This is a genomic window from Streptomyces olivochromogenes (genome assembly GCF_001514115.1).
GTDB classification, from domain to species: domain Bacteria; phylum Actinomycetota; class Actinomycetes; order Streptomycetales; family Streptomycetaceae; genus Streptomyces; species Streptomyces olivochromogenes.
On sequence record NZ_KQ948456.1, the window covers coordinates 287,768 to 304,348 of the forward strand.

The following is a 16,581-nucleotide window of genomic DNA, read 5'->3' on the forward strand; positions in this document are numbered from 1 at the left end:
AGATAAGTTGACCAATGTGGCATCTAATGTTCATCCGGTGAAGCGCATACTCCTGAGATCAGGGAAAAGCCCGTACGACGTCGTCCCTGTGGAGCAGGCCCTCCACCAGGACGTCATCGCCACCAACGCGGGAAACCTGATCTTCAGCGACGCCGCGCACAAGATCCTCGAGACGCCTCGTGCCGAGGTCGTGTCGAACGGCATCCGTACCAACGTCGCCGCCGCGGGCCGCATCAACGAGGAGTACGACGCCTTCGTCGTTCCGCTGGCCAACGCGTTCCGGCCCTCGTTCGAGCCCCAGCTCAGGCGGCTGACGCAGCTCATCAGCAAGTTGAGGATTCCGCTGGTCGTGCCGGGCATCGGCGCGCAGACCGGTCTGGACTACAACCCGGCCAGGCTGAAGCCCATGGAACCGGCCGTCCGGGAGTTCGTCACCGCCGTGCTCGAGCGCAGCGCGTCCATCGGGGTGCGCGGCGAGTTCACCGAGCGGTACCTGAAGGACATGGGCTTCCGTGACGTCGAGGTCATCGGCTGCCCTTCGATGTTCATGTACGGCAGGGAGCTCGACGTACGCAAGAACGCGCCCGCGCTCGGTCCCGAGTCCCGGGTCGCGATCAACGGCTCGCACAGTGCGGTGAAGTCGCAGGGCCTGGACGGGGTCATCCGCCGGGCGCACGCCCGCTACCCCCACCTGCGGTTCGTCGGACAGAACCTCAGCGACGCCCGCCAGCTGCACTGGCGCGACCTGTCGGATCCGAACGGTTCCGTCACCGCGATGCCCACGCACCCCGATCACCCGATGTACCGCGAGGACAAGGTCCGTGTGTACGTCGACCCCGTGACCTGGATCGACGACCTGCGGGACTTCGACTTCTCGTTCGGCTCCCGCATCCACGGCAATATCGCGGCGCTGCTGGCGGGTACGCCCGCCACCGTGCTGTGCGGCGACTCGCGCACCCTTGAGCTGTGCCGCTACTTCGGCATCCCGCACCGCAGGATCAACGCGCTGCCGCAGGACCTCGACCCGGCCGAGCTGTACGCGGAGGCGGACTTCGGCGAGCTCACGGGCGGCCACCAGGAGCGCTTCGACCGCTTCATGGGCTTCCTGGAGCGCAACGGCCTGGAGAACACGTTCACGCACGGCGACGGGGGCGCGGCCCACGAGAAGCGGCTGCGCTCGCTCGCCTTCCCGGCCGGCATCCGTCCCTGGAACGACGCCGACGTCGCCTCGCTGACCAGCCGGTTCGGCTGGCTCCAGACCCGTATCGGCGAACTGTCCACGGACAACGCGAAGCTCAAGCGCGAACTCGACAAGGCCCGCAAGACCGCCGCGAAGCCGGCGGCCGCTGCGGCGCCGCAGCGCTCCGTCTACCGGATCGCCCGGCGAGCGGTGGGGCGCCCGCTGCGGAAGGCTCTGCAGGCGGGTCGCCAGTAGCCCTCACCGGGCGCTCCGCAGCCGGGGCGCCCGTAGCCTTCACCGAACGCCCGTTCCGTAGCCCTCCGGGCCGCGGAACGGGCCTCTTCGTGAGGCCGCTTCGTGAGGCCGCTTCGTCAGGCCGCGCGGCGCGGTCCGAGGATCTTGCGTGCCATCTTGCGGGCGGTGCGCATGCCCGGGAAGTGGGCGGCGGGGGGGAACTTGAAGCTCTCGATGGTGACCGTCTCGCGGGAGGTCGGGACGAACCAGCCGTCCGGGAGCGGCGCCGCCTTGTCCCGGAAGTGCGGGTAGGCGAGGTAGGCCTTGCGGCTGCGCGGGTCCACGTGGAGGGTGGGCGCCTTCTTCTTCTTGATGAAGTCCAGGACGTCCACCAGCAGGTCGCCCCGGCCCTGACCAGCGAGGTTCACCCGGAGCCGCTCGTTGACCTTGAGGCGGTCGGCGACCCCCTCGGTCCAGTACGCGTCGATCAGCGGCTTGGCCAGCACGAGCTTGTTCTGTCTGACCTCCTCGTCGTCTCTGAGGAAGACGGGGCCGAACTGCGGCAGCAGCGTGACGAGGAAGGGGCGGACCATCAGGCCGTCGCGGCGCTTGCCCGCGGGCACGTGCTCGGCGATCAGGCCCATCAGGGCCCGGGCGGAGTCGAAGCGCAGGGTGTAGCTGCCGCTCTTGGTGACGTGCTTTCCGTCGTCGCGGCCGACGAGGTAGTAGCAGTCGTAGTCGGCGACCACGGAGACGCCGTCGGCGCGGAGGTAGGCCTCCATGGTGAAGAGGGCGTCCTCGCCGGTCTTCAGCGACTCGTCGAAGTGCATGTCGTGCCGGGTGAGCAGCTCGCGCCGGAAGAGCTTCTGCGCGCTGAGCGTGAACTTGATCTGCGAGGAGAAGACGTCCGTACGGGGCTGGTTCTTGCCCCACATCGACTTGGGGGCGTTGCGGTTGACGCCGATGACCTTGCCGAGCACGACGTCCGTGCCGTGCTCGTCGGCCATGGCGACCATGCGCTCCAGGGCCTCGGGGCCGAAGTAGTCGTCGGCGTCGAGGAAGAAGACGAAGCGGCCGCGGGCCTTGTCGAGGCCGACGTTGCGCGGGCCGCTGGGTCCGCCGGAGTTGGCCTGCCGGATCACCGTGACAGCCATGGCCGCACGCTCCGCGAACTCCTCGAGATACTCGCCGGTGCCGTCCTTCGACCCGTCGTCGACGGCGATGACCTCGATACGAGCGGGGTCGAGCGTCTGGGCCTCGACCGACTCCAGGCACTTGACCAGGTAGGGCATGGCCTCGTACGCCCCGATGATCACGCTCACATCAGGCTGCGTCACGGTCACGTTTCTCCATTGTCATCCGAACATTTCCCCCGTATCAGCTCAAGGGCTACCTCAAAGACGGCTGAAAGGACGAAGAGGTTGCCTCACAGGACCCCAAATGTGATGCGGTTCACAGGTTTATGGGGAACGGGGAACGGGACAGGGCCCGGCCCCGAGGATGCTCCTCGGGGCCGGGCCCTGTCACCGACTGCTCGGCGAGTGGATCAGCCCTTGACGGCCGCGCCGCCCGTCTCGTCCGCCGAGGCCTTGCGCTGCCCGGGAACCCCGTTCGCGAGCTCCACGGCGGCGGCCGACGCACCGGTCTCCTGGCCGAGGTTGCGCGCCCGGGACTTCTTCGCGAGGTCGCGCACCGCGGCGTTGAACTGGTCGATCGACGCCGGCTCGTCGGGGCCGAGCAGGTACTCCTTCAGCTCCCGGCGGTCGGCGGCGAGCGCGTCCGAGGACGGGTCGGTGACCTCGGCGAGCAACTCGCCCAGCTCGCTCGCCGAGTTCGACAGGATCACGGCGGCACGCACCGCGGTGTTCTGCCGCTTGAACTCCTCGACGCCCAGCTCCGCGGAGTCCGTGACCGCGTACGGCTTGCCGCTCGCGATGAAGTCGGAGACCACGGACGAGATGTCGGAGACCATCGCGTCGGAGACGTTGAAGCAGTCGTACAGGCGCGGCTCGGCGCCCGTGATGACCCGGTGCTCCCAGCTGCCGAACGAGCGCCAGTAGGCGTCGTTCCACTCGGTGCGCAGCCGGGCGACCTCGGCGTGCGCGGCCGTGTCGACCATGCCGTCGCGGGTGGCCTCGGCCTCGTCACCGCTCTCGGTGACACCGGTCAGCTTCTCGATGCGGGCCGCGATGCGGGCCAGCTCCGCCTTGGCCGCGGACTGGGCCGCCGCGTCGACGGTGAAGCGCGGGTCGGCGGTGCGCTCGGCGGCCGCCTTCTCGACCAGCGCGACGATCTTCTCGTGCGCGCTCTTGGCCTGCGGGCTGCGGGTGCCGGTGAACGGGTGCGGCTTGTAGAGGACGCGGACGGGCTGCTCGGCCTTCAGCAGCGCGCGCACGATGTTGGCGCCCGCCAGCAGGATCGAGGTGTTGCCCGGGTTGTCGTCCCAGCCCTCCCAGGTGGGGGCGTACAGGATCGTGGGAACACGTCCCTCGGGCAGGCCCCGCCAGGTCTGGATCGGGGCGAGCTGCGGGCGGCCGACCTCCGCTATGTCGTCGTCGCGGACACCGACGTCGGCGATGGCGTAGCGGTCGCGGCCCGCGCGGCCTGCGGTCCACACCTCGTCGTACGCCTTGCTGAACGGGTTGACGCTGGCCAGCTTGTCGCTGTCGCCGTGGCCGATGAAGACGTGCTTCATGGTCGGGACGCGCAGCATGTGGATGTTCTTGCCGACGTTCGCCGCGTACAGCGCGACGCGCACCGTGGACAGGTCCATGTTCATCAGGTGCACCCCTCCGGGCACGCAGATGACCGGCACCGTGGTGGGCGCCATGCGCTCCAGGATGGCGCGCTCGCGCAGGATGATCAGCGGCCGGGTGTCCAGCTGCTCCATCGTCTCCAGCCACATGTTGACCTGGTACGCCGAGTCCTTGGAGCCCGAGAAGTACAGCACCGTCTCCGGGCGGTACTCGCGCAGCCATTCATCGACCGCCGCCAGGACCGTGTCCGCGTTCGGCGGGGTCTTCTTGCCGCGGATGTACGGGACGAGCGCGACGACGTAGACGAACGCCAGCACCAGCGTGACCCCGATGCCCACGAAGCCGTACACGTTGCTGTCGGTGGCCCCGGCGAGCAGGACACCGGCGACGGCCACCAGGTCGAGGTGGAGCATCTTCTCGGCGGCCCGGTTGAGCAGGGCGCGCGGCGGTGCGTCCGGGATGCGGATGCGCGAGGCCAGGTCGACGTTGCGGGTGGCGACCGGCATCTTGCGGCGCAGCCGGATCAGGGTGATCAGCGCGCTGTGCGGGGCCTGGAAGCCGTAGAAGGCGAGGAAGCACGCGATCGCCGCGTAGAAGACCATGCTGTCGGACAGGTCCAGGCGCGCGAGCAGCAGGACCAGCAGCAGCTGTCGGATCAGGAATCTGATGGACAGACCGGCGCGCACCTTGCTGAGGCGGTTGACCAGATAGCTGCCGCGCCGGTGCAGATAGTGGTCCGCCAGGTACGTCACAGCGGCCGCGGCGGCGAAGGCACCGACGCTCGGGAGGAGCGCGGCCAGCATCAGGCAGGGGAAGCCCAGCATCATGAGGGCCGCCGCGGCCAGCTCGGCCGCACTGCCCACCCGGGCAACGCGTATAGCGGTGGATATCACGGAGAAACCTGCTCTTGGGGTGTGTGCCGGTTTTGTTACTGCTTGATTAACGAAAAGGGCCTTGCGGGCGATCGCGGACAATCCGGGAATTTTACTGACTCAGGCCCCTGTGAATACGCGGCAAACGCGCAGACTCAGAGGCCTGAATTTCAAGAAAACTAATGGGTGTTAATTATGCCACGCCGTCCTGACGGTCCAGCACGCTGGCCAGCGCCGCCTCGAATCCGGAGGCCAGTCCGGCGCCGGCGGTCGGGTCCTGCTGGCGTACGTCGATGACGTGACCGGTCATTTCGGACAGGAGGACGTCGAGCGAGGTGCGCGCGACCGCCTCGGAGGAGAGCAGCGAGCCCGCGGGCTCCTGGCCGAAGGCCTTGGTGCGCATCGGGGTCGCGGTGCGCTCGGGGTTGATGCAGTTGACGCGGATGCCGTCGCCGGCCCACTCGTCGGACAGCGCCTGGGTGAGGTTCACCATGGCGGCCTTGGTGGAGGAGTAGAGGCTGTACTCGGCGCGACCGCGGGTGTAGCTGCTGGAGGTGTAGAGCAGCAGCTGGCCGTTGGTCTCGGCGAGGTACTTGTACGCGGAGCGGGCGATCTGCACCGGGGCCAGGTAGTTGACCTTCAGCGCTTCCTCGATCGTCGCGTTGTCCGTCTCCGCGAGCTTGCCTATGCGCAGCACCCCGGCGGTGTTGATGACGTAGTCGATGCGCCCGGTCTCGGCGTACGCCGTGGACAGCGCGTCGTCGACCTCCTCCGGGTTCTCGACGTGGGTGCCGGTGGTCGAGCGGCCGAGCGCGTAGGTCTTCGCGCCGTAGCCCTCGGCGAGTTCGGCTATGTCCTTGCCGATGCCGTACGAACCGCCGAAGACCACCACGGTCTTGCCGCTGAGCAGCTCGCGGTAGGCGGCCTCGTCGGCCTGCTCGGGGGCGGCGGTGGAGGCCAGCTGGAAGAGCTTGTCGGCGATGAAGACGTCGACGGGCTGGGTGACCTTCATGTTGTACTCGTCGCCCGCGACGACGTGGATCGGCACGTCCGGCAGGTACTTGAGCACGACCGAGCAGTCGTCGGTGGCCTGGAAGTTGGGGTCGCCGGCCGCGACCTCGTAGGCGCGGCGGATCGTGGACAGCTTGAACGCCTGGGGCGTCTGGCCGCGGCGCAGCCGGGAGCGGTCCGGGATCTCGGTGATGAACTCGCCGTCCTCGCCGTGGGTGCGGGTCACGATGATCGTGTCCGCGGAGGGGATGGCGACGTCGACGGCCTGGTAACGCTCCAGGGCCGTGACGCAGTCGTCTATGACGCGCTCGGACAGCAGCGGGCGCACGGCGTCGTGGAAGAGGACGTTGGCGTCCTCACCCTCGGCCAGACCCTCGCCGAGCGCGGCGATCGCGCGCTCGGTGGTCTCGTTCCGCGTCGAGCCGCCCTCGATCACCTTGGTGACCTTCTTCAGCCCCGCCTTCGCGACGATCTTCTCGACGTCCGGCACATAGCCGGGAGCCATCAGCACGATGATGTCGTCGATCGACTCGGCCTGTTCGAAGGTGGTCAGCGTGTGTTCGATGACCGCCTTACCTGCGATCTTCAGCAGCTGCTTCGGAATCGACAGACCCACGCGCTGACCGGTGCCGCCGGCCAGGATCACTGCGGTGGTACGGGGCTTGGCAAAGTGCTCAGACACAGGTGACCTACCTTGGGGCGACAGGGAACTTTCGGATGCTCCCACTTTCCGTTACTGCCATGCAAGGTGAGCGCCCTCTGCTGCTTATGTGCGCGCAACCGGCTATTCACCTTGCAGGCAGGTCTCTTCCGAGACCCCGAACCGTATTGTCCGGATTTGCTGTGAGTAACTGCACACGTTTTACGTACGCTCTTCACGCCCGCTTCAGACGCTTGAGGACCCGGTGACCGAGAACCCGGACGAGTTCCCTGGACGGGGTCTGGTGAACCGAGCGCACGGACACGGGGGGATACGCGGGAGTCGCGGCCGCCACCGCGAGCGCCCCGTACAGCGCGTGGGCCGCCACCTCGGGATCGATCCGCGGCGGCCCCGTCTCCTCGACGCTCGCGACGCTGGGTACGACGGACAGCAACGCCGGGTCACCGAGCACCCGTACGCCCATGGCGGCGATCCGCCCGGCCATCTCCGCGCCGATACCCGCGGCCGCCTCCAGCGCCCAGCGGGGCGTGATGATCCGCGCGTCGTCCGGGGCCGGGCGGCAGGCGTTCTTCATATGCATGACGGCGCCGCCACGCACCATCCTGGAATACACCTCGTCCGGCAGCCCATTGCCGCGGAACTCCCTATTGAGTTTCCGCAGCATTTCGGTCTCGGCGAGTGTGAGCGAGCGATTGGCCGTGTCCGGCACCGGCACCAGGAGACCGTCGGGCAGGCCGAGGAGGGATTCGAAGGTGCGCATCAGACCGTCGCGGTCGCGGTCGTCGACCACCACGACGGTGACGTTCTCGGCGCCGACGACCCGCACCCAGCGCTCGACGAGCCGGTCGTGGCGGTGGCGACGCCAGAAGCTCGGATTGGGCTTCTCGTACGGGGCCTTGCGCAGCATGTGCTCGAGCCAGTCCTCGTAGCCCATGCGCAGACCGTTCTGCACGTACTGCTGCCACTGCGAGGGCATGATCCTCGCCAGCGGCCGCAGGGTGACCAGGACATGAACCCGGCTCTGGCCCCGCCCCTGGCCCCGGCCGAGGTCGTCGACGATCCGGGCGATGGCCTCGTCGTCGGGCGCGTCGGCGAAGAACTCGCTGCTGACCACCGAGGTGCGCCTGCCGGTGGCGTGCACCGCGTCGACGAGCCGCTGCCAGTGCCTCTCGGTGGGCCTGGCGTCGCCCATCATCCCGGGCCGGGCGCAGACCGCGAGGACGGCTTCCATCGGATGTCTGCTGTGGGCCGGGAAGTCGACACCGTGCCCGGCCATCGCGTCCTTCGCCGCGAACAGGGCGCTCTGGATCGACGTGGTCCCGGTCTTGTGCGGGCCGATGTGCAGCAGCCGGGTGCCGCGGGGCAGTGGCGTGGGGGCGCTCTCCGGGGCGGTTGCGCCGGTCTCCGCCTCAGGGGCCGCCGAGTCGTGATGCGTACAGTCGGTCTCCATGGTCAAGGGACGTTAAATCTCTCACCTGAGCCTTACCTGAGAATGCCCTGGGACTCACATGAGTCCCAGGACAACGCTGTTCAGACCAGACGTACGCCCGGCTTCCCCGCCTCGACCCGCAGCCGGGCCAGCGTGCTGGACGCGGCGTCCGGCCGCAGCACGGTCTCCGGGGCGCGGACGGTGGCGTCGATGCCGTCGCGCCGGATGTCGAAGAGGTGGTAGCCGCGGTGGGCGTCGATGAACTTCCAGTGCGGGTTGTCCGGCATCCGTGGGTCCCACTCGTCGTGGAAGGCCACCTGGTCCTGGTCACCGCCACTGGAGATGGAGGTCCCGACGAACTCGGCGCCGACGACGTCGGACTCCGGGTCGGCGAAGTCCTTCTTGAGGTCGCTGATCATGGTGAGGTGACGGTCCCCGGTCAGCACGACGGGGTTGCGCACGGTGGCCAACTCCCCCATGAGCGCGTTGCGTTCGGCCTGGTAACCGTCCCAGGCGTCGTAGAACCAGAGCTTGCCGGGGCCGATCTGCAGATCGGTCTCGGCCATCATGATCTGCGAGGCGATCAGGTTCCAGCGCGTCGGTGAGTGGCGCAGCCCGCGCAGCAGCCAGGCCTTCTGCTCGGCGCCGAGCATGGTCATCGAGGGGTCCTCGGCGCCCGCCCGGGTGGTCGCCTGGTCGCTGCGGAACTGCCGGGTGTCCAGGACGTTCAGCCGGACCAGCCGGCCGAAGTCGAGCCGCCGGTGCATCCGGATGTGCGGACCGTTCGGCACCGCGGTCGCCCGGACCGGCATGTGCTCGTAGTACGCCTGGTAGGCGGCGGTCAGCCGGGCCACGAACGCGTCGTGCGACTGCTTGGCCGGGTCCTGCGGGATCTCCCCGGCGAAGTCGTTGTCGACCTCGTGGTCGTCGAAGGTGACCACCCAGGGCGCCGCGGCGTGCATCGCCAGGAGGTTCGGATCGGTGCGGTACTGCGCGTAGCGGTTGCGGTACTGGACGAGGGTGTACGGCTCCCCGCCGCCCTCGTGCCTGCGGACGGCCGTCGCCGACGGCGCGGACTCGTAGATGTAGTCGCCGACGAAGAGCACGAAGTCGGGGTCCTGGGCGAGCATGTCGGCGTACGGGGTGAAGTAGCCGTTCTGCCAGTTCTGGCAGGAGGCGAGCGCGACGCGCAGCGAGCCGCCGGAGCTGTGGGGGTGCGGGGCGGTGCGGGTGCGGCCGGTCGGCGAGAGCTGGCCGTCGGCGCGGAAGCGGTACCAGTACGCGCGGTCGGGGCGCAGTCCGCGGACGTCGACGTGGACGCTGTGCCCGTACTCGGGCAGCGCCTGTGCGACGCCCCGCCGCACCGGCCTTCCGAAACGGGCGTCCTCGGCGATCTCCCACTCCACCGGTACCGCGCGGTCGGGCATGCCGCCGCCGTTCAGCGGGTCGGGGGCGAGCCTGGTCCACAGCACGACGGCGTCGGGCAGCGGGTCGCCGGAGGCGATGCCGAGGGTGAACACCCCGTCGGGCAGCGGGGGTTCGGCGGCGCGGGCGGTACCCGGCAGCCACAACTGGCTGGTGGCGGCGGCACCCAGGGCCGCGGCGCCGGCGGTGAGAAAGCGGCGTCGATCGCGCGAGACGGTTCCGGTCATCGGTGAACTCCCCTGCGTCGGTGGCCCCTTGGACACCGGGAGGCTCACACGCCGCAGTGGCCCGCTCGCTGAACGGATTTAATCAAGAGCATGACAAGAAGGTGAAGGGGTGACCCGTCGCGCCCCCAAAAACATCGCGCAGCTCCCCCAAAAAAGATCGCGCAGTTCCCCGCGCCCCTTTTCAGAGGCGCGGGGAACTGCGCGAGCAACCCCAACCCACCCGCAGCCGAACGAACGGCGGCAGAAGGACCGGGAACGTCGGCCTAGAACGGCTCGAAGTCGTCGTACTCCTTGTCCGCGTCGTCCCGCTCCGCCTGCTTGTCGCGGCGGCGCTGCGCGGCGGGCCGCGGAGCTTCGAGGCGGTGGTCCTCACCACGGCGGCCGAGCATCTCCGCACCGGCCATGACGGTGGGCTCCCAGTCGAAGACGACCGCGTTCTCCTCGGGGCCGATGGCGACGCCGTCGCCCGAGCGGGCACCCGCCTTCATCAGCTCCGCCTCGACGCCGAGGCGGTTGAGACGGTCGGCGAGGTAGCCGACGGCCTCGTCGTTGTTGAAGTCGGTCTGGCGGACCCAGCGTTCGGGCTTCTCGCCGCGCACGCGGTAGAGGCCGTCCTCCTCCTGGACCACGGTGAAGCCGGCGTCGTCGACCGCCTTCGGACGGATGACGATCCGGGTCGCCTCCTCCTTGGGCTTGGCGGCGCGCGCCGTGCCGACGATCTCGGCGAGCGCGAAGGACAGCTCCTTCAGGCCCATGTGCGCCACGGCCGACACCTCGAAGACGCGGTAGCCGCGGGCCTCCAGGTCGGGGCGGACCATCTCGGCGAGGTCCTTGCCGTCGGGCACGTCGATCTTGTTGAGGACGACGATGCGCGGACGGTTGCCGAGGCCGCCGTACTGCTTCAGCTCTTCCTCGATGATGTCGAGGTCGGTGACCGGGTCGCGCTCGGACTCCAGGGTCGCCGTGTCCAGCACATGGACCAGCACGCTGCAGCGCTCGACGTGGCGGAGGAACTCGAGGCCGAGGCCCTTGCCCTGGCTGGCGCCGGGGATGAGGCCGGGCACGTCCGCGATCGTGTAGACCGTCTCGCCCGCCGTCACCACGCCCAGGTTGGGGACGAGGGTCGTGAAGGGGTAGTCCGCGATCTTCGGCTTGGCAGCCGACAGGACGGAGATGAGGGACGACTTGCCGGCGCTCGGGTAGCCGACGAGGGCCACGTCCGCGACGGTCTTGAGCTCCAGGACGATGTCCTGGAAGTCACCGGGGACACCGAGCAGCGCGAAGCCGGGCGCCTTGCGGCGGGCCGAGGCCAGCGCCGCGTTGCCGAGGCCACCGCGACCGCCCTGCGCGGCGACGTACGACGTGCCGTGGCCGACGAGGTCCGCGAGGACGTTGCCCGCCTTGTCGAGCACGACCGTGCCGTCCGGCACCGGCAGGATCAGGTCCTGCCCGTCCTTGCCGGAGCGGTTGCCGCCCTCACCGGGCTTGCCGTTGGTGGCGCTGCGGTGCGGCTTGTGGTGGTAGTCGAGCAGCGTGGTCACGGACTGGTCGACGACCAGCATCACGTCACCGCCCCGGCCGCCGTTGCCGCCGTCCGGGCCGCCGAGCGGCTTGAACTTCTCCCGGTGTACGGAGGCACAGCCGTGGCCTCCGCTACCCGCGGCGACGTGCAGCTCGACGCGGTCCACGAAGGTGGTCATGGGATGTGCCTCCAGTTACGTACGAAAGTCCTGCACAGCCCTGTATGCCACAGAGCCGCTTCTCTACAAAACACGCGAAAGGCGGACCCGCTTCCCGTACGGGAAGTGAGGTCCGCCTCGCGAAAGAACCGGTCAGGCGACCGGAACGATGTTCACGACCTTGCGGCCACGGTGGGTACCGAACTCCACCGCACCGGCGTCAAGGGCGAACAGCGTGTCGTCCTTGCCACGGCCGACGCCGTTGCCCGGGTGGAAGTGCGTGCCGCGCTGGCGGACCAGGATCTCACCGGCGTTGACGACCTGACCGCCGAAGCGCTTCACGCCGAGCCGCTGAGCATTGGAGTCGCGACCGTTCCGAGTGGACGATGCGCCCTTCTTGTGTGCCATCTCTCCTCAGTCCCTTACTTCGCAGCCGCGGGGATCTCAGTGACCTTGATCGCCGTGTACTGCTGGCGGTGGCCCTGACGACGGCGGTAACCGGTCTTGTTCTTGTAGCGAAGGATGTCGATCTTGACGCCCTTGTGGTGGTCCACGATCTCGGCCTGGACCTTGATGCCGGCAAGGACCCACGGGTCGCTGGTCACGGCGTCGCCGTCGACAACGAGCAGGGTCGAGAGCTCGACCGTGTCGCCAACCTTGGCAGTGGAAATCTTGTCAACCTCAACGATGTCGCCGACAGCAACCTTGTGCTGGCGACCACCGCTGCGCACGATGGCGTACACGCGGATCTCTCTCTCGCTCGGAACGGAACCCCGCAGTCCAGCCACGCGCTGCGCGAGCGGCCTCTCCCGAAGCGCACGGCATGCGAACACGCACGACACGCAGAATTCCGGGAGGAAGAGGTTTACGGGGGTGCGGCGCGTCAGGGGACACGCCGACGGTCTAGGTTACGGGGCCCGGCTTGAGGGGTCAAACCGGGCCACCGTCATGCGGTCGGAGCAGCGGAGGGACCGACTTCCGTCAGCCCTCCGCCGGTTCCGCGTCAGTCCTCGGTGGTCGCCGAGACGGACGAACGGTCCTGCTGCTCGGCCGCCGCGGTCTTCTTCGCGGTGGTCTTGGCGGCCGTCTTCTTCGCGGTCGCCTTCTTGGCCGTGGTCTTCTTGGCGACCGTCTTCTTGGCGGCGGTCTTCTTGGTGGCGGCCTTCTTGGCCGTCGCCTTCTTGGCCGTCTTGCGGGCGGCCGTCTTCTTGGCCGGGGCCGGAGCTTCGGCGTCCGTCTCGACCGCGGTCTCGACGTCCGTCTCGACCGGGGTCCCAGCCGCCGTCTCGACCGCCTCGGCCGGCTCCGCCGAGGCCGACGGGACGACCACGACGGCCGCCTCCTCGGACGCGGTGGGCGCGGTGGCCTTGCGGACGGCGCGGCGACGCGGGCGAGCCGGCGCGGCGCTCTCGGCGGGCGCCTCGGCGACCGGCTCGGGCTGCGCCTCGACGACCTCGGCGGCGGCCTCCGGCACGGGCGCCACGACCGGCTCCGTGACCGTCACCGCGGCCTCTTCCGCCGCCTTCGGGGAACCGGCCGGAGCCGACACCTTGCGGGTGGCGCGACGACGCGTACGGCCCTTGGGAGCGGCCTCGTCCTCCGGTACGGCGACCACGGGGGCCGGAGCGGCCTCAGCGGCCGGCGTGACCTCGGGCGCCTCGGTGACCGGCGCCTCGACGACCGGGTCCTCGACCGCGACCGGCTCGGCCTGGGCGGCCTCGTGGGACGTCAGAGCCCGCTCGGTCCGCTCGGCCCGCTCCTCACGGCGGCCCCGGGGAGCACGCTCCTCGGCCTTCGGCGCACCCGCGGGAGCCGACGCGCGCCGGGTCGCCCGGCGCCGCGAACGGCCGCCACGGGAAGCCGCGGCCTCCGCCTCGGCGGCGCTGCTGTACAGCTCCTCGTCCGGCTGGAACTCCTGCTCGACCAGAGCGACGGGCGCGGCGACCTCGGCGGCCACCTCGGCCTCGCTCTCGACCGTCTCCGGCTCCTCCGCGATCTCGTGCGTGTGCTCGAGCTCGTGGTCGTGCTCGTGGACCTGCTCGGCACCACCACGGCCGCGCTTCTTGCGCTTGCCGCCGCCTCCGACGGAGGTCGGCTGCTCCATGTGCACGATCACGCCACGGCCGTTGCAGTGGACGCAGGTCTCCGAGAAGGACTCCAGCAGACCCTGGCCGACACGCTTGCGCGTCATCTGCACCAGGCCCAGCGAGGTCACCTCGGCGACCTGGTGCTTCGTACGGTCGCGTCCCAGGCACTCCAGAAGGCGCCGCAGCACCAGGTCCCGGTTGGACTCCAGGACCATGTCGATGAAGTCGATGACGACGATGCCGCCCAGGTCGCGCAGCCGCAGCTGGCGCACGATCTCCTCGGCCGCCTCCAGGTTGTTCCTGGTCACGGTCTCTTCGAGGTTGCCGCCCTGACCGGTGAACTTGCCGGTGTTGACGTCGACCACGACCATGGCCTCGGTCTTGTCGATCACCAGCGAACCACCGCTGGGCAGCCAGACCTTGCGGTCCAGCGCCTTCATCAGCTGCTCGTCGATGCGGTATGTCGCGAAGACGTCGACCTCGGAGGTCCACTTCGAGAGGCGGTCGGCCAGGTCGGGCGCGACGTGGGACACGTACCCGTGGATGGTCTCCCACGCCTCGTCGCCGCTGACGATGACCTTGGTGAAGTCCTCGTTGAAGATGTCGCGGACGACGCGGACGGTCATGTCCGGCTCGCCGTACAGCAGGGACGGCGCGTTCGAGCTGCCGCCGCTCTTCGCCTTCTTCTGGATGTCCTCCCACTGCGCCTGCAGTCGTTCGACGTCGCGGCTCAGCTCGTCCTCGCTCGCGCCCTCGGCGGCGGTGCGCACGATGACGCCCGCGTCCTCGGGGACGATCTTCTTGAGGATGGTCTTCAGGCGCGCGCGCTCGGTGTCGGGCAGCTTGCGGCTGATGCCGGTCATCGAGCCCTCGGGCACGTAGACCAGGTAGCGGCCCGGCAGGGAGACCTGGCTGGTGAGGCGGGCGCCCTTGTGGCCGATCGGGTCCTTGGTGACCTGCACGAGGACCGACTGGCCGGACTTCAGCGCGCTCTCGATGCGGCGCGGCCCGTTGGCCATGCCGAGCGCCTCGAAGTTGACCTCACCGGCGTAGAGCACGGCGTTGCGGCCCTTGCCGATGTCGATGAAGGCGGCCTCCATCGACGGCAGCACGTTCTGGACCTTGCCCAGGTAGACGTTGCCGACGTACGAGGTCGACTGCTCCTTGTTGACGTAGTGCTCGACGAGCACGTTGTCCTCGAGGACGCCGATCTGGGTGCGCTCGCCGCTCTGGCGGACGACCATCACGCGCTCGACGGCCTCACGGCGGGCCAGGAACTCGGCCTCGGTGATGATCGGAACACGACGACGGCCCTGCTCACGCCCTTCACGACGGCGCTGCTTCTTCGCCTCCAGGCGGGTCGAGCCCTTGATGGACTGCACCTCGTCGGACGGGTGCTCGTCCTTCTTGCCGCGCGGCTCGCGGACCTTGACGACCGTGCGCTCGGGGTCGTTCTCGCCGGGCTCGGCCTCGGGGCCGGAGTCACCGGCGCGACGACGACGCCGACGGCGGCGACGGCTGCTGCTGGAGCCGGAACCGCCCGGCTCGTCGCGCTCGTCCGCCTCCTCGGCGTCCTCCTCGGCCTGCTCGGCGGTGTCCTCGGCGTCCTGCGCGGCCTGCTCGGCGGCGTACTCGTCGTCACCGGCCTCACCGTCCGCCTCGGCGGACTCGCCGCGGCGACGGCGACGGCCACCACGACGGCGACGGCGGCGCGAGCCCGCGGACTCCTCCTCGGACTCGTCGTCCTCGGCGCCGTCCTCGACGTCCTCGGCGGACTCCTCGGGCTCCTCCACCTCGTCGACGGGCTCCGCGGCCGGGGCCGCGGGTGCCTCCTCGACGGGCCGGCGGCGACGGCGACGGCGTCCGCCGGTCTCCTCCTCGACAGCCACGGGTGCCTCGACGACCTCTTCGGCCCGGGGGGCCTCGGCGGTCTCGGCGGCCACTTCCGCCGCCTCGGCGGCAGCCGCGGCTGCGGCCCGCTCCGGCGTCTGGAACATCGGCTCGGTGAACACGGGCGCCTGGAACACGGCGACGGCCGGACGCGCGGGCCGTCGCGCGGACTCGGCCTCCTTCGGCGCGGGGGCGGAGAAACCGACAGCGGCCTTGCGCGTGGCACGGCGGCGGGTCCGGCGCGGGGCGCCGTCCTCGGCGGTCTCGGCCTCGGCCGCGGGCTTGCTCTCGGCCTCCGCGGCGGGCTTGATCTCGGCCTCGGCCGTGGGCTTGCTCTCGCTGGGGCTGGTCTCGCTGGTCACGGGCGCCTCCACACGCTCGTCGGCGGCGTCGCCCTCGGGCGCACCGGCGGGCGCGGAGACGCGCCGGGTGGCGCGACGACGGGTGGTGCGGCGGGGTGCGGCGTCCTCGGCGGCGGGGGCCTCTTCGGCCTGCGCCACGACGGGCTCCCTGACGACCTCGGGGGTCTCAGTGACCTCAGGGGCCTCAGAGACCTCAGGAGTCTGAGGCGTCTCGGTGGTCCGAGCGGCCTCGGCCGCCTTGGGCGCACCGGTCGGTGCGGAGGCACGACGGGTCGCACGACGACGCGGACGGGCGGCGGGCGCCGCCTCTTCCTCGACGGCGGGGGCCGCTTCGGCAGCGGGGGCCTCTTCGACCTGGGCCTCGGCCCCGGTCTCGGCGGGCGCGGGCACCACGGCCTGCGCGGCCCGGGCCGCCTCGGCCGTCACCGGCGCACCGGCGGGCGCGGACACCCGGCGGGTGGCGCGGCGACGCGTACGGCGCGGAGCGGCGTCCTCGGCGGGTTCGACCGACTCGACCGGCTCGGCGGCAGCGGCCTGAGCCACCGCCTCCTCCACCGTCTCTTCGGTCTCAAGAGCCTCGGGGGCCTCGGCGGATGCCACCGGCGGTATGGCCGGAGCCGTGGTCTCGGCCACGGACTGGGACTCGGCCGCGCCCGTGGGCGGGCCGGCCGGACGCGACGCCGCACGGCGGCGGCGCCGCGGCGGCAGGGTGTCGCTCGGAGTGTTGTTGTTGTCGGAACCCTCAGTGGGTTCGGTCGGCTCGAGCAT

10 protein-coding genes are annotated in these 16,581 nt (G+C 70.1%); 1 reads left to right on the forward strand and 9 read right to left on the reverse strand.

What is annotated here, in order from left to right:
* The first annotated feature begins 37 nt into the window (after window positions 1–37).
* The gene (locus tag AQJ27_RS19005) at window positions 38–1,435 is read left to right on the forward strand and encodes a polysaccharide pyruvyl transferase family protein (protein ID WP_067370033.1); all 1,398 of its coding nucleotides are present in this window, start codon (window positions 38–40) and stop codon (window positions 1,433–1,435) included.
* Between the two features lie 116 nt (window positions 1,436–1,551).
* Here the strand turns inward: AQJ27_RS19005 and AQJ27_RS19010 are convergent, their stop codons facing one another.
* The 9 genes from AQJ27_RS19010 to AQJ27_RS19050 form a co-directional block, all read right to left on the reverse strand.
* Entirely contained in the window at window positions 1,552–2,757 is a 1,206-nt protein-coding gene (locus tag AQJ27_RS19010) for a glycosyltransferase family 2 protein (RefSeq protein WP_067370036.1), read from the reverse strand.
* A 203-nt stretch (window positions 2,758–2,960) separates the two neighbouring features.
* Window positions 2,961–5,063: a CDP-glycerol glycerophosphotransferase family protein gene (locus AQJ27_RS19015; RefSeq protein ID WP_235613476.1), complete on the reverse strand. Its 2,103-nt coding sequence runs from the start codon at window positions 5,061–5,063 to the stop codon at window positions 2,961–2,963.
* A gap of 172 nt (window positions 5,064–5,235) precedes the next feature.
* The gene (locus AQJ27_RS19020) at window positions 5,236–6,735 is read right to left on the reverse strand and encodes a bifunctional cytidylyltransferase/SDR family oxidoreductase (RefSeq protein ID WP_067370042.1); all 1,500 of its coding nucleotides are present in this window, start codon (window positions 6,733–6,735) and stop codon (window positions 5,236–5,238) included.
* A gap of 193 nt (window positions 6,736–6,928) precedes the next feature.
* Window positions 6,929–8,164 (reverse strand): hypothetical protein, encoded by a 1,236-nt coding sequence (locus AQJ27_RS19025; RefSeq protein WP_067370045.1) that lies wholly within the window; start codon window positions 8,162–8,164, stop codon window positions 6,929–6,931.
* Window positions 8,165–8,244: 80 nt separating this feature from the next.
* Window positions 8,245–9,795 carry an alkaline phosphatase D family protein gene (locus AQJ27_RS19030; protein ID WP_067370048.1) on the reverse strand — a complete coding sequence of 517 codons (1,551 nt, stop codon included), beginning with the start codon at window positions 9,793–9,795 and terminating at the stop codon, window positions 8,245–8,247.
* Between the two features lie 263 nt (window positions 9,796–10,058).
* Window positions 10,059–11,495: a GTPase ObgE gene (obgE, locus tag AQJ27_RS19035; protein ID WP_067370051.1), complete on the reverse strand. Its 1,437-nt coding sequence runs from the start codon at window positions 11,493–11,495 to the stop codon at window positions 10,059–10,061.
* A gap of 132 nt (window positions 11,496–11,627) precedes the next feature.
* On the reverse strand, window positions 11,628–11,882 hold the full coding sequence (gene rpmA / locus AQJ27_RS19040) for a 50S ribosomal protein L27 (protein ID WP_028802588.1): 255 nt from the start codon (window positions 11,880–11,882) through the stop codon (window positions 11,628–11,630).
* A gap of 14 nt (window positions 11,883–11,896) precedes the next feature.
* A complete protein-coding gene (gene rplU, locus AQJ27_RS19045; RefSeq protein ID WP_006374708.1) occupies window positions 11,897–12,217 on the reverse strand; it encodes a 50S ribosomal protein L21 in 321 nt (106 codons plus the stop codon).
* A 260-nt stretch (window positions 12,218–12,477) separates the two neighbouring features.
* Window positions 12,478–16,581, reverse strand: a complete 4,104-nt coding sequence (locus tag AQJ27_RS19050; protein ID WP_067370053.1) for an Rne/Rng family ribonuclease — start codon at window positions 16,579–16,581, stop codon at window positions 12,478–12,480.

Coding starts and splice junctions, on each gene's coding strand:
- AQJ27_RS19025 (WP_067370045.1), bottom strand. CDS start 8,164: ATGGAGACCGACTGTACGCATCACGACTCGGCGGCCCCTGAGGCGGAG.
- AQJ27_RS19030 (WP_067370048.1), bottom strand. CDS start 9,795: ATGACCGGAACCGTCTCGCGCGATCGACGCCGCTTTCTCACCGCCGGC.
- obgE (WP_067370051.1), bottom strand. CDS start 11,495: ATGACCACCTTCGTGGACCGCGTCGAGCTGCACGTCGCCGCGGGTAGC.
- rpmA (WP_028802588.1), bottom strand. CDS start 11,882: ATGGCACACAAGAAGGGCGCATCGTCCACTCGGAACGGTCGCGACTCC.
- AQJ27_RS19050 (WP_067370053.1), bottom strand. CDS start 16,581: ATGCTCGAGCCGACCGAACCCACTGAGGGTTCCGACAACAACAACACT.